Genomic DNA, 13,069 nt, shown 5'->3' with positions numbered 1-13,069 from the left:
TCAGGCGACCTCTGCTTGGCTCTGACCGGCCATCATCAGTCCGAGGCTCTCGATTTCCGCTCTGTCGGCATCGACGCAGCCCATGATCTCGCCGTGGAAGAGGACCGCGATGCGGTCGCTCAACGACAAGAGCTCCTCCAGGTCTTCCGAGATGAGTACGATGGCGCCTCCTTTGTGACGGTGCTCGTTCAGGGTCTCGCGAACGAACTCGGTGGCGCCGACGTCGAGTCCGCGAGTGGCCGACATGACCACCAGGAGTTGGTGCCGGGTCGTCATCTCCCGCGCCAGGATGACCTTCTGCAGGTTGCCTCCCGAGAGCGAACGCACCGGTGTGGCATGTCCCGGCGTGCTGATGTTGAACTCCTTGATCAGGCGCTTGGCGTAGCCGATGGCGGCGGAGAAGTTGAGAAACGGACCCTTCGCGAACTTCGGTTCGCGGTAGCGTCGCAGCACGCTGTTATAGCTGAGAGACATATCGCCGACCGTCGCCACGCCATGCCTATCGGCCGGCACGTAGCTCACGCCGGCGTCGATGAAACGCCTCGCGCTCGCCTGGGTCATATCTACGCCGTTTACTCGGACCTTGCCGGCCGTCGGCTCGAGTAAGCCGGTAACGACCTCGGCCAGCTCTTGCTGTCCGTTTCCCGCGACTCCTGCAAACCCGAGAATCTCGCCTGCCGCCACCGAGAAGGTGACGTTCCTCAGCGCCGGCAGACCGCGGCTGTTGAGGGCGCTCACGCCTTCCACCTCGAGAACCTTGTTCCCGGGGCTCTGCTTCCTGGGGAATGTCTCGAACTTGATCTCGCGGCCGACCATCAGGTTGGAGAGCTCCTGGGGGTTGGTGTCCTGAATCAGGACTGTCCCGACATTCCTGCCGCCGCGGAGCACGGTGACCCGGTCCGAGATCACCATGACCTCGTCCAGCTTGTGCGAGATGAATACGATCGAGTGCCCCTTCTCACGCATTGCCCTCAGGGTGTGGAATAGCTCGTCCGCCTCCTGGGGGGTGAGAACCGCGGTCGGCTCGTCGAGAAGCAGGATTCTCGCGCCGCGGTAGAGGATCTTGAGGATCTCGACCCGTTGCTGCTCCCCGATCGAGAGCTGCCAGATGTAGGCTTTCGGGTCGACCTTGACGCCGTACCGCTCGGAGAGCTCGGCGACTCTGGCCTCGGCCTCTTCGAGCTTGACCGGCGCAAAGCCGCTGCCGAGTCCGAGGACGATGTTCTCGGTCACGGTATGGGTGGGGACGAGCTTGAAGCTCTGGTGGACCATGCCGATGCCCTGCTGGATGGCGTCCTTCGGTGTCTTGAGCTGGACCGGTTTGCCCCAGATCGAGATGCTGCCCTCATCCGGCCGGTAGATGCCGGTGAGCACGTTCATCAACGTGCTCTTGCCGGCGCCGTTCTCACCCAGGAGAGTGTGGATCTCTCCTTCGAGGAGCTCCAAGTCGACGTGGTCGTTCGCGATGACGCCCGGGAACTTCTTGGTGATTCCCTGGAGCGCCACCGCAATCTTGCCGTCGCTCACAGACTTCGCCCCACCCCTTGCTCTATCCCGGAATCGTGCCGACGACGCCCTCGACCAAAGCCGTCATGCCGAGCATGTCGCCGTCCACCATGACCTCGCCCTCTGGGACCCAGAGATCGCCATCTTGGTTGTTGATCGGACCGGTGAAGACATCCCAGGAGCCGGAGACGATCTCGGCCCTCTTGGCCGCGACAAGGTCTCGTACATCCTGCGGCACGAGATCGCTGTAGGGAGCCAGATCGACGACGCCTTCCGCGAGTCCGCCCCAATACTCGGATGAGCTCCAGGTACCGTTGTGCACCTGCTCGACGACGTCCCTGTACACGACATCCCAGTTCCAGACCGGCGCCGTGAGGTGAGCGGCCGGCGCGAAGCTGGACATGTCGGAGTTGTAGCCCATGCTGTAGTGGCCGCGCTTCTCGGCCGCCTGCTGGGGTGCGGGCGTGTCCTGATGCTGGGCAATTACATCGGCACCGACGTCGAGCAAGCTCTCGGCGGCTTCTCTTTCTTTCGCCGGGTCATACCAGGTCTGGGTCCAAACCACGTGGACTTTGACATCTGGATTGACCGACCGGGCGCCGAGGGCAAAGGCGTTCAGGCCGCGGATCACTTCCGGTATGGGATGGGCGGCGACATAGCCGAGGACGTTCGACTTCGACATCTTGCCGGCGATCATTCCGGTCAGATAGCGAGGTTGGTACATGCGGCCGAAGTAGGTTCCGACGTTGTCGGCGGTCTTGAACCCCGAGCAGTGCATGAACGTTACGTCCGGGTTGGCGGAGGCGACGTTGATCGTCGGGTCCATGTAGCCGAAGCTGGTTGTGAAGATCAGGTTGTACCCCTCGCGTACGTACTGGTTGATGGTCCGCTCGGCCTCGGCGCCCTCGGGAACCGCTTCGGTGTAGGCGGTTTCGACGTAGGGCAGCTCGTCGATGACCTGACGGGCGTTGTCGTGGGCGAGCGTCCAACCGGCGTCGCCGACCGGGCTGACGTAGATGAATGCCGCCTTGACGTCTCCGGCCGCGGTTTCGGCGGCCTCCGGAGCGGCGGCCTCCTGCTCGGCCCCGCCGCCGCAGGCCTGCACAAGCAGGCCACCGGTTACGGCCAGTGCCGCGATCAAGAGTCCCCAGCTGGCGTTCTTGATATGACGTGTCATCCGATGATTCCTTTCTGGTTTCGATGCGGTTTCCGTAAGTGACTCGAAGATCCTACTCGGTGCCAACGCCGATGTCGCCACCTTCGGGCACCAACAGGCTGGGTCCGAGGCCTCGTTCTTCCGGTGTCCCCGGAATCAGATTGTCGAGCAGGATCCCGAAGATCGCGGCCACCGCCATTCCGGTGGATCCGATCGAAGCCACGATGCCGCCGAGAGTGGCCGGCAGCGTCGCCATGAGACCCTCGACCGTGGGGACGTAGAGCGCCAGGATCTGACCGGGTCCGAGAGCCTCGGCGCTGGCTCGAGCGGCGAAATAGGCCGGTACCGAGAGGCCCATGAAGAGCGAAAAGCCCGCAATGAACAGATTGCGGTCACTCGAGAGATCCGCCTTGGCGAGCTGCTGGATGCCGATCGCGGAGATCAACCCGAAGAGCGCGCAGTAGAGCCCGCCGACCACGGGACCGGGTATCGCGGCGGCAAAACCGCCGAACTTGCCGAAGATGCCGAGGACCACGAGGATGATCCCGCCGACCTGGACCACCCAGCGTGAGCCGACCTTGGTCAGGCCGATGAGGCCGATGTTCTCGGAGTAGGAGGTCGAGGCGAAGCCGCCGAAAACTCCGGTCAGGAAACAGCCGATTCCCTCGGAACCGATGCCGCGGTTCAGTTGCTTCGGAGTCGGGTCGCCGCCCCCCGACATGTAGGACACGGCGTGGTAGTCGCCGACCGATTCGATCATCGAGGCCAGATATCCGGCCAGGATCGCCAGAAAGAACCCGAGATGGAACTTGGGCGCTCCCCAAGGAAAGATGAGCTCTCCAGGGCTGAGGCGCACCCACTGGGAATCACCAACCGCCGCCAGACTCACGTGCGAAGGGTGACCCTCCGGGAAGACACCCATCTTCGACAGGAGGTAGCACAAGAGCGTGACCCCGAGGACCGCGGTCAGGATAGGGAAAAGCCGAAAGTAGCGCTTGGTGCGCGAGAGCACGAGCGAGAAGACGATGATCAGCAGAATCGTCAACCCGCCAATGGGCCAGTGCGTACCGGCTTTCGGGGCGCCGTGCATGAAGAGCGCCAGGCCGATCAACATGATCACCGGTCCGATCACCACCGGCGACAGGGCCTTGCGCAGGAACCCGACCAGGCCGCTGAAACCGATGGTCATCTCCACCAACGCGCCGAGGATGATCGCTCCCGCGATATAGCGCATGGCCAGAGGGCCGACCGGGACTCCGAGGGCTGCGGCTTCCGTGCTGGTCTGGCCGATGATGAAGAAGAACGCTCCGAGAAACGAGAACGACACTCCTTGCACGATTGGCAGTCGAGAGCCGATGGTCGTTTGAACCAGCGTTGCCAAACCCGAGCAGAGCATCACCGCCGAGATCAGGCGGGCCACCTCGCCCGGGGACATTCCCATGACCGGGCCGAACAGGAGGGGCACGCTCACTGTGGCGCCGAACATGGTCAGGACGTGCTGTGCTCCCAGCACCAGCGTTCTGGGTAGCTCGGGCCGATCGTCCAAACCGTAGATCGGTTGGATCTTCGCCGGGTCGGGCATAGGACCTCCTTCGTGAAAACGAAATCCGCCACGACGTCGGGAGCGCGGGCTCGTCCCGCGATCCCGCTCGCGGTTCAAACTGTAAAGTCCGACCGAGTGTATACCAGGAACAAGTCGGCGCCGGACGGTTCTTATCGCTGCGCGCGGAACCGCTTTCGTGAGAATGAGTTCGGTGGCCTTCGCCCCGTCGAAGGGACTAGCATAGGGTGGTCATGCGCTCCCGGTCCTTGAGCAAAGTCTGGGAATCCATCGCCGACCGGGGTCGGGAGATCCTGGTTGCCCGGCGGGGGGCGCGGCGCCGTCGCGGCCTCCTGCGCCTCTGCCGAGACCTGCTCTCCGAGCCCGGTGAGGCGTCGGCGATGGCCCTGGCTCGCGAGCTGTTGGAACGATACGAAGCCATGAACGATGGCCAGAGACTTAGGTTTTTCGCGGTGCTCGGTGACACGTTCTCGCCGGATGTCGCCGCGGTCAATCGTGCGGCCGATGCCTACCGCAATGCGCCGGGCGCCGAGACTCTCCTGGGACTAAGCCGGGCGGTGGAGCCGCCGAGGCAAGAGCTCATTCGGCGGATCAATATGACGCCCAACGGCACGCCCGCGATCGTAGCGATGCGCCGAGATCTCCTGCCGTTGCTGCCTGCCCATCCGGATCTCAAGGCGGTCGATGCCGATTTCGAGCATCTCTTGCGCTCCTGGTTCAACCGGGGCTTTCTGGAGCTGCAGAGGATCGACTGGAGCACGCCTGCCGTCTTGCTCGAGAAGCTCTTCGAGTACGAGGCCGTTCACGAGATCCGGGGCTGGTCCGACATGCGACGGCGCCTCGAGGCGGATCGGCGCTGTTTCGCTTTCTTTCATCCGGCGCTGCCCGACGAGCCGTTGATCTTTGTCGAGGTTGCTCTGCTAGGCGGTATGGCCGACTCGATCCGGCCTCTGCTGGACAGCGGCAGTCCGACCCTGGACCCGTCCCGCGCTACGACCGCGATTTTCTATTCGATCAGCAACTGTCAGGACGGATTGCGCGGCATATCCTTCGGCAGCTTCCTGATCAAGCAGGTGGTCACCGAGCTCACCGACGAGCTGCCTCGTCTCAGAACCTTCGCCACGCTTTCACCCGTCCCGGGGCTGTGTCGCTGGCTCGAGGACTCCGTCGGCGAAGGCCAGGGATTCACGCCGCAGGAGTCGGAGCTGCTGAGCGTCCTCGAGACCCGCGGTTGGCATCATGTCTCGGCCGAGGAGGAGCCGCTGAAGGAGTTGGTCCTGCGCTCGTGTGCCCGCTACCTGCTGGAAGCAAAGTCGAGCGGCTTGCCTCTCGATCCGGTGGCTCGATTCCACCTGGGCAACGGCGCGAGCATCGAGCGCATCAACTGGCTCGCCGATACTTCGGCGAAGGGCTTGAAACAGTCCGCGGGCATCATGGTGAACTACGCCTACCGGCCGAAGCAGATCGAGCGCAATCACGAGGCCTACGTCAACCGGGGCAGGGTCGCCGCATCGGCCGCGGTTCGTGCTCTGATGCCCAAGAAGTAGCCCGGGCGCCGACTCGCTACGAACCGGGGGAAGCGCCCGGGTTCGACTCCCCCTGCTACACTGCTCACAGCAAGACTTGCTTGGTGGCCTCGAAGGGTCTGCGTATCCAATACGCTGATCAGGCGTAGCCCGTACCCAGGCAGATTTCAGTTCCATGATTCGAACCGGCCATTGGCCAGAAGGAGGAGGCAATGTCCAACCCGAAAGAACAACCATGCCGTAGCAGACGTAATCTGGCCGGGGTCGGTCTCTTGCTGGCGCTCGCGGTCCTCGGACTCGGGTGTGGCGGCGCCGAGGAGGAGGCGGCGCCCGCCGCTGGCGGTGACGCCGCCATGGCAAAGACCGGGGGTCTCAAGGTCGCGGCGGTGTTCGAGACCCCGATCGAAGAGCCCTGGGTGAACCAGATCCACGTGGCGTTGCTCAAGGCCCAGGCAGAGCTGGGTATCGAGTACACGTGGTCGGAGAGCGTCAAGGCCGCGGACTTTGCCCGAGTGATGCGTGAGTACGCCGAGGGCGGGTATCAGCTGATCATGGGTGACGCCTTCGGCGCCGAGCGCATCGCGCGGCGGACGTCGGCGGCCTATCCGGACGTGGCCTTCGTGTTTGGCTCGGGCATCGGCCCGGCGGAGCCCAATTTCGGCGTGTTCGATAACTGGATCCACGAGCCGGCCTACCTTTCGGGCATGATCGCGGGAAAGACGACCCAGTCGAACGTCATCGGCATCGTGGCCGCGATGCCGATTCCAGAGGTCAACCGGATCTCCAATGCCTTCCTCGCCGGCGCCCGGGAGGTCAATCCGGACATCAAGGCGAAGGTGTCCTTCATCGGCTCGTTCTTCGACCCACCCAAGGCGAAGGAAGCGGCCTTGGCACAGATCGAAGCCGGCGCGGATGTGCTCTTCGCCGAACGTTTCGGGGTGGTGGAGGCTTGCGTGGAGAAGGACGTTTATGCCATCTCGAACATGTCCGACCAGAGCGAGCTCGGGCCGGATCACGTCATCACCGGTCCGGTCTGGGATATGTGGCCGACGGTCCAGCAGGCGGTCAAGCTGGTCGAGGCCGGGGTGTTCACCGCCCAGGATTTCGGCGCCTTCTCGTTCATGGCCAAGGGTGGCTCCTACCTCGCGCCCTACCACGGCTGGGAAGAGAAGCTCCCGGCCGAGGTCAAGGAGATGGTAGATGCCAAGACCGAAGAGATCGTGGCCGGGACCTTTCGCGTGGACGTCGACGAGGGGACTCCGAGATCCGACTAGGCGGGAGGGTTGCCGATCTGTAGCGGTCGACCTCCGCTTGTCCTCGAGCGAAGCGAAGGGTGTCGACCGAGAAGGACCAGTCGATGACAAGCAAGCGGATGACAAGCAAGCGCCAGCCGCTTCTCGCCATGCGCGGCATGTCGAAGAGCTTCGGCGCCGTCAAGGCCAACCAGGATGTTGATCTGGGCCTTCGTCGCGGCGACATCCTCGGCCTGCTGGGCGAGAACGGCGCCGGCAAGACCACTCTGATGAACATGCTGTTCGGGACCTACGCTCCGGACAGCGGCGAGATCGAGATCGAAGGCCGCCCGGTCTCCATTACGAACTCGGCGGACGCTCTCGCACTCGGGGTCGGAATGGTGCATCAGCATTTTCACCTCGTTCCCCGGCTGACGGTGCTGGACAACCTGATGATCGGCCGGTCCGGCAGCCGCGGGCACGTCGATCGGGCCGGTGCCCGGAAGAGGCTGGCCGAGATCGACGACCGCTTCGGCTTGAGCCTCGCGCCGGATACACCGGTCTCGGAGCTGGCGATCGGCGAGCAGCAGCGGCTCGAGATCATCAAGGCGTTGTTTCGGGATGCGCGGATCTTGATTCTCGACGAGCCCACCGCCGTGCTGACCCCTCAGGAGGCGGATGCCCTGTTCGAGGCCTTGCGCGCGATGGCCGGCGACGGTCTCGGGATCATATTCATCAGTCACAAGCTCTACGAGGTCAAGGCGATCACCAACCGCGCGATGATCATGCGACGGGGCCGGGTTACGGCGACCGTCGACGACGTCGCCGCGGTGAGTGAGCGTGAGCTGGGCAGCCTGATGTGCGGGCATGAGATCGTTCCGCCCGAGAAGCTGCCGAGCGACCCCGGGAGGGCGCTGCTCAGCCTGCGGCAGGTGGCCACGAATCCGGATGCGGCCGGAAGTGAGGGAGTGCCGCTTCGTGAGGTCTCCCTCGAGGTGCGCGCCGGCGAAGTGCTAGGCCTGGCGGGTGTTTCGGGCAACGGCCAGTTGGAGGTGGCCGAGATCATCGCCGGCGTCCGCAAACAGACGCGGGGTGAGCTGGAGGTGGCGGGAGAGCTCGTCGTCTATCCCAATCCCCGGGCGATTCAAGACCTCCGGGTCGGCAGGATCCCGGAGGATCGGCTCGGGACCGGACTGATCTCGTCGCTCCCCATGTGCGACAGCATGGTCTTGCCGCGGGTTCATGCCGCTCCGTTCAGCCGCTACGGCGTGCTCGACCGAAAGAAGACGCGAGCCTTCGTCCAACAGCAGGTCGAGCGCTTCGACATCAAATGTGCCGCACTCGACGTCCGCACCGGCACCCTGTCCGGAGGCAACTTGCAGAAGGTCCTCTTGGCACGGGAGCTGGCGTTCGATCCGCTGGTGGTGCTGGCGGCGCAGCCCACCCGTGGTCTGGACGTCGGGGCCGCGCAGTTCGTCCACGAGCGATTCCTCGAGGTCCGGGAATCGGGAGGGGCGATCTTGCTGATCAGCGAAGACCTCGAGGAGTTGTTTCTGCTCTCCGACCGCATCGCGGTGATGTACGAGGGCAGGGTCATGGACACGCTGCCGATCGAAGAGGCGACGGTTCGGAGGGTCGGCCTGCTCATGGCCGGGGTGGTCTCGAGTTCCGCCGCGGGGAGTGGGGACGCGGCGTGATGCGATTCCGACTGGAAACGCGACCGTACACACCGACGTGGCTCAAGCTGTCGCTGCCTTTCTTCGCCATCCTGGCAACTCTCATCATCTGCGGCGGTCTGGTCGCTCTGGCCGGTGCCGGCGTTCTCGATGCCTACACGAAGTTGCTGCTGAGTGCGGTGAGCTCGAAGTTCAACTTCGTCGAGACCCTGGTGAAGGCGGCCCCGATTGCTTTTACCGGTCTGGCCGTCGCGGTCGCCTTTCGCGCCAAGTTCTGGAACATCGGCGCCGAGGGCCAGCTACTGGCAGGCGCCATGGCCGCGGCGTTCATTGGTGGCCGGGGCGCGCTTCCGAGTTGGAGCCTAGTACCTCTGATGCTGGTCAGCGGCATGGCCGCCGGCGCCGTATGGGCTCTGATTCCGGCTCTGCTCAAGACCCGGTACAGGGTCGACGACGTGGTCACGACGCTGTTGCTCAACTTCATCATGTTCTATCTGATGATGGCCCTGGTGGACGGGCCCTGGAAGGATCCCCTGAGCGGATATCCCGACTCACCCGACATCCGCCTGGACGCCGAGTTCCCGATCCTCCTCGGCGGCACGCGCCTGCATCTCGGCGTCATCCTGGCGTTTGCGGCCGCACCACTGGTCTGGTTCCTCATGCAGCGCACGACTCTCGGGTTCAACATCCGGGCCGTGGGTGAGAACGCCACCGCCGCCCGCTATGCCGGCATCAGGATCCCGCTGGTGATCGTCGCCACGGCCGCGCTGTCGGGGGCTCTGGCAGGCCTTGCCGGAGTGGGGGAGGTGGGGGGTATCCACTTTCAGGTGATGGCCGGACTGTCTCCGGGCTACGGCTACACCGGCATCGTGATCGCGACCCTGGCGTTGCTCAACCCGATCGGAGTTCTCCCGGCGGCGTTCTTTTTCGCCGTCATCATCACCGGCGCCGAGTCCATGTCGAGGGCCACGGGCGTGCCGGTGTTTCTTGCCGACGTCTTCCAGGGCGTGGCGCTGATCTCGATGTTGATTGCCATCCTGTTCACCCAGTATCGCGTGCGCGTTCAAAGATGAAAACCAACTCCCATTGCAAGCGGCCGCTTCCTTGAGCGAGATCTTCGGCGAGATCCTCCAGGTCGGCTTCTTCGCCGCGATTCTGCGGATCGCGACCCCGCTCATTCTGGCGACGATCGGTGAGATGTTCACCGAGCGCGGTGGCGTCCTCAATCTCGGCATCGAGGGGATCATGCTGCTCGGCTCGATGACCGGATTCACCGCGGCCTACTACAGCGGCAGCCTCTGGCTCGGCATCCTGGCGGCCATGGCGACCGGCGCTCTGGCGGCGCTGTTGATGGGTTTCCTGACCGTCACTCTGGGCCTGAGCCAGCACGTGTCGGGGATCGGCACGACCCTGCTTTGCACCGGTTTGGCGTTCTTCTTCTATCGTTTGATCTTCGGTCAGCCGTCGGTTCCCCCCAATGTCGAAGCGTTTCAAGCGCTGCCGCTGCCGCTGCTTTCGAAACTCCCGGTTCTCGGACCCGTGCTGTTCAACCAGTTCGCTCTCGTCTATCTGGCCTTGCTCCTGGTGCCGGCGGCGGCGTTCGTTCTCTACCAGACGCCCTGGGGGCTGAGTCTCAGGGCGGTGGGGGAGAACCCTCGCGCGGCCGACGGCGCCGGGGTGAGCGTCGCTAAGATGCGCTACCAGGCTCTGGTGTTGTCGGGAATGCTTATGGGCGCCGCCGGCGCCTATCTATCGATGGCCCAGTTCAACGCCTTCACCTTCGGCGTCATCTCCGGGCGCGGTTGGGTCTGCATCGCCTTGGTGGTCTTTGGACAGTGGAGTCCCTGGAAGTGCCTTGCCGGAGCGCTGCTTTTCGGTTTCGTCGACGCCCTCCAGCTCAGGCTGCAGGCCAGCGGGGTGATCGAGATTCCCTATCAGTTCTTTCTGATGCTGCCCTTCGTGCTGACCATCGTGGCCATGGCCGCGGTGTCTCGAAGCGCGACGCCGCCCGCGGCCCTGCTGGTGCCGTTTCGGAAGGAAGAGCGGTGATCTAAGAAGATGCCGACTCTCGACCTGATCGTCCGCGACGCGAATCTCCCCGATGGCCGTCGCAGCATCGATATCGCCGTCCGCGACGGCAAGGTAGAAGAGGTCGCGCCGGCGATCGAGGGGGAGGCCGAGCGCGAGATCGACGCCACCGGCTGTCTGGTCACAGCCCCCTTCGTCGAGAGCCACTTCCACCTGGATTCGACTCTGAGTGTCGGGCAGCCGAGGATGAACGAAAGCGGCACCCTACTCGAAGGTATCCGGTTGTGGAGCGAGCTCAAACCGAGTCTGACGGTCGAGTCCGTGAAGGAGCGTGCGCGCGAGCTCTGTCACTGGGCGATTGCCCGGGGCACCTTGGCGATTCGCAGTCACGTCGACGTCTGTGAAGAGCGACTTGTCGGCGTCCAGGCCCTGCTCGAGCTGCGCCAGGAGCTGGCTCCCTACCTCGATATCCAGCTGGTGGCGTTCCCTCAGGACGGTTACTTCCGTTTTCCGAACGCGCCGGAGCTGGTCGGCCGTGCGCTCGACCTGGGCGTCGACGTCGTCGGTGGCATACCCCACTTCGAGCGCACCATGAAAGAAGGCACGGCCTCGGTGAGGACCCTGTGCGAGCTGGCGGCCGAGCGCGGCCTGCGGGTGGACATGCACTGCGATGAGACCGACGATCCCCTGTCGCGGCACGTCGAGACCCTGGCCAACGAGACCCTGCGACTGGGGCTCGAAGGCCGGGTCACCGGTTCGCATCTGACGTCGATGCACTCGATGGACAACTACTACGCCAGCAAGCTTATCTCGCTGATTGCCGAGGCGGGCTTGAGCACGGTACCGAACCCGCTGATCAACATCGTGCTCCAGGGCCGCCACGACACCTATCCCAAGCGCCGCGGTATGACCCGGGTCAAGGAGCTCATGGCCGCGGGCGTAAACGTCTCCTTCGGGCACGACTGTGTGATGGATCCCTGGTACAGCCTGGGCACGCACGACATGCTCGAGGTGGCGAGCATGGGCCTCCACGTCGCCCAGATGACCGCCCTCGACGAGATGCCGAAGATGTTCGACGCCGTGACCGTCAACGGTGCCGAGACCCTGGGTCTCGACGGCTACGGCCTACAGGAAGGCTCGAACGCCGACTTCGTCATCCTGCAGGCGGCCGACAAGATCGAGGCCCTGAGGACGAAGGCGGCGCGGCTCTTCGTAATCCGTCGCGGCCAGGTCATTGCCGAGACCGCTCGGGTCCGGAGCCTCCTGCACCTGGGCGACCGGGAGCAGGAAGTCACCTTTCGGGCGCCGTAGCTCGGGCCGGTGGGCGGTCGGGACCTTCGCTTTCATGACAAGCGAAGGCAACTCCCGTCAGCCGCCCGCCCCGTCACCCGCCAGGCGGGACAGCCGGAACGCGGCCATCTCCTGGCTGTTGCGCACCAGCAGGACGTCGCCGACCAGCGCCGGGTGGTTCCAGGTCCTGCCCTCGATCGCCGGGAACCGCGCCAGCTCCGTGAACCGGTCGGGAGTCGCCGCGACGAGCGCCAGCTCACCTCGCTCCGACAGCACCAGCAGCAAGTCCTGGTCGGGCAACAGCACGAGCTGGCCGTGGCCGTAGCGCCCGCCCTTCCACTTGCGCTCGCCGTCCGCGACGCCGATCGACGCGAGAATGCTGCCGTCGAAGCCGTAGGCGTGGCCGTCGTGAACGACGAAGTCGCTGAAGTGCGGCTTCAACCCCGCCGAGCTCCAGCGTTCTTCGATCGTCCAGCCGCCGGGCCCCTGGGTGACTGCGAGGCGGCGCATTCCGGTGGGCATGAACTCGACGTCGCTGATCAGGACATCGCCGCCCGCGGTCAGGGCCGGCTGCAGGTAGCTGTAGCCTGGCCATGTGTACTCCCAGAACAGCGTGCCATCGGCCGGCGCGACGCTGGTCGCGCCCGCGCCGCTCAACAGCAGGACCTGCGCGACCCCGTCGAGCGTCAACAGATGAGGCGAGCTGTAGCCGCTGCTACCATCCGGGCCGAACCAGCGGGGATCGCCGGTAGCGGTGTCGTAGGCGACGAGCTGGCCGGCGACGGCGACGATGACAATGTCGTCGACCACCAACGGCGAGCTCGTGAAGCCGAATTGCGGGACCTTCGTGTCGGTGTCGGACGCCGCGTTGCGCGACCACACCACGGCGCCGTCAGCGGCGTCGAGCGCGTTCACGATTCCGGTCGCACCGAGCGTGAAGACGCGACCGCCGCCGCAAGCCGGCGTCCCGCGCGGACCGGCGCCGACATGGGAGTCCCAGAACCGTGCCGCGTCGCGGTGTCGCCACACCGGTTCGCCGGTGGTCACGCTGTAGCTGGCGACGATCTCGTCGTCGCCGCGCTGCTCCTGGGTGT

The 13,069-nt window shown here is 64.8% G+C and carries 10 protein-coding genes; 6 read left to right on the top strand and 4 right to left on the bottom strand.

The window, feature by feature from the left end; translation table 11 throughout:
• From GY769_14110 to GY769_14100, 3 genes are read right to left on the bottom strand one after another with little or no spacing between them, the layout of a single operon-like run.
• On the bottom strand, nt 1–1,512 hold the full coding sequence (locus GY769_14110; protein ID MCP4203052.1) for an ABC transporter ATP-binding protein: 1,512 nt from the start codon (nt 1,510–1,512) through the stop codon (nt 1–3).
• Nucleotides 1,513–1,549: 37 nt separating this feature from the next.
• The gene (locus tag GY769_14105) at nt 1,550–2,683 is read right to left on the bottom strand and encodes a BMP family ABC transporter substrate-binding protein (protein ID MCP4203051.1); all 1,134 of its coding nucleotides are present in this window, start codon (nt 2,681–2,683) and stop codon (nt 1,550–1,552) included.
• A gap of 52 nt (nt 2,684–2,735) precedes the next feature.
• Nucleotides 2,736–4,244 (bottom strand): xanthine permease, encoded by a 1,509-nt coding sequence (locus GY769_14100; protein ID MCP4203050.1) that lies wholly within the window; start codon nt 4,242–4,244, stop codon nt 2,736–2,738.
• Between the two features lie 212 nt (nt 4,245–4,456).
• On the opposite strand from GY769_14100, the gene GY769_14095 reads away from it, so the two are divergent.
• The 6 genes from GY769_14095 to GY769_14070 all read left to right on the top strand — a co-directional run bounded on the left by GY769_14095 (nt 4,457) and on the right by GY769_14070 (nt 11,996).
• Nucleotides 4,457–5,770, top strand: coding sequence for a malonyl-CoA decarboxylase (locus tag GY769_14095; protein MCP4203049.1), 1,314 nt, complete (start codon nt 4,457–4,459; stop codon nt 5,768–5,770).
• 191 nt (nt 5,771–5,961) lie between these two features.
• Entirely contained in the window at nt 5,962–7,023 is a 1,062-nt protein-coding gene (locus GY769_14090; GenBank protein MCP4203048.1) for a BMP family ABC transporter substrate-binding protein, read from the top strand.
• A gap of 128 nt (nt 7,024–7,151) precedes the next feature.
• The gene (locus GY769_14085) at nt 7,152–8,678 is read left to right on the top strand and encodes an ABC transporter ATP-binding protein (GenBank protein MCP4203047.1); all 1,527 of its coding nucleotides are present in this window, start codon (nt 7,152–7,154) and stop codon (nt 8,676–8,678) included.
• A complete protein-coding gene (locus GY769_14080; GenBank protein MCP4203046.1) occupies nt 8,678–9,730 on the top strand; it encodes an ABC transporter permease in 1,053 nt (350 codons plus the stop codon). Before GY769_14085 ends, GY769_14080 begins: the two co-directional genes overlap by 1 nt.
• A gap of 31 nt (nt 9,731–9,761) precedes the next feature.
• Complete coding sequence (locus tag GY769_14075) at nt 9,762–10,706, top strand: ABC transporter permease (protein ID MCP4203045.1); 945 nt, start codon at nt 9,762–9,764, stop codon at nt 10,704–10,706.
• Nucleotides 10,707–10,715: 9 nt separating this feature from the next.
• Nucleotides 10,716–11,996 carry an amidohydrolase family protein gene (locus tag GY769_14070; GenBank protein MCP4203044.1) on the top strand — a complete coding sequence of 427 codons (1,281 nt, stop codon included), beginning with the start codon at nt 10,716–10,718 and terminating at the stop codon, nt 11,994–11,996.
• 57 nt (nt 11,997–12,053) lie between these two features.
• On the opposite strand, the gene GY769_14065 is transcribed toward GY769_14070, so the two are convergent.
• On the bottom strand, nt 12,054–13,069 hold a 1,016-nt coding region (locus GY769_14065; GenBank protein MCP4203043.1), incomplete at its 5' end, for a PQQ-binding-like beta-propeller repeat protein.

This window comes from bacterium (assembly GCA_024224155.1).
Classification (GTDB): Bacteria; Acidobacteriota; Thermoanaerobaculia; order Multivoradales; family JAHEKO01; genus CALZIK01.
This window is presented reverse-complemented; position numbering and strand designations above follow the sequence as displayed.

Bases quoted from the DNA above. Each gene is read 5' to 3' on its own strand.
- GY769_14105 (MCP4203051.1), bottom strand. From the start codon at position 2,683: ATGACACGTCATATCAAGAACGCCAGCTGGGGACTCTTGATCGCGGCA.
- GY769_14100 (MCP4203050.1), bottom strand. From the start codon at position 4,244: ATGCCCGACCCGGCGAAGATCCAACCGATCTACGGTTTGGACGATCGG.
- GY769_14095 (MCP4203049.1), top strand. From the start codon at position 4,457: ATGCGCTCCCGGTCCTTGAGCAAAGTCTGGGAATCCATCGCCGACCGG.
- GY769_14090 (MCP4203048.1), top strand. From the start codon at position 5,962: ATGTCCAACCCGAAAGAACAACCATGCCGTAGCAGACGTAATCTGGCC.
- GY769_14085 (MCP4203047.1), top strand. From the start codon at position 7,152: ATGCGCGGCATGTCGAAGAGCTTCGGCGCCGTCAAGGCCAACCAGGAT.
- GY769_14080 (MCP4203046.1), top strand. From the start codon at position 8,678: ATGCGATTCCGACTGGAAACGCGACCGTACACACCGACGTGGCTCAAG.
- GY769_14070 (MCP4203044.1), top strand. From the start codon at position 10,716: ATGCCGACTCTCGACCTGATCGTCCGCGACGCGAATCTCCCCGATGGC.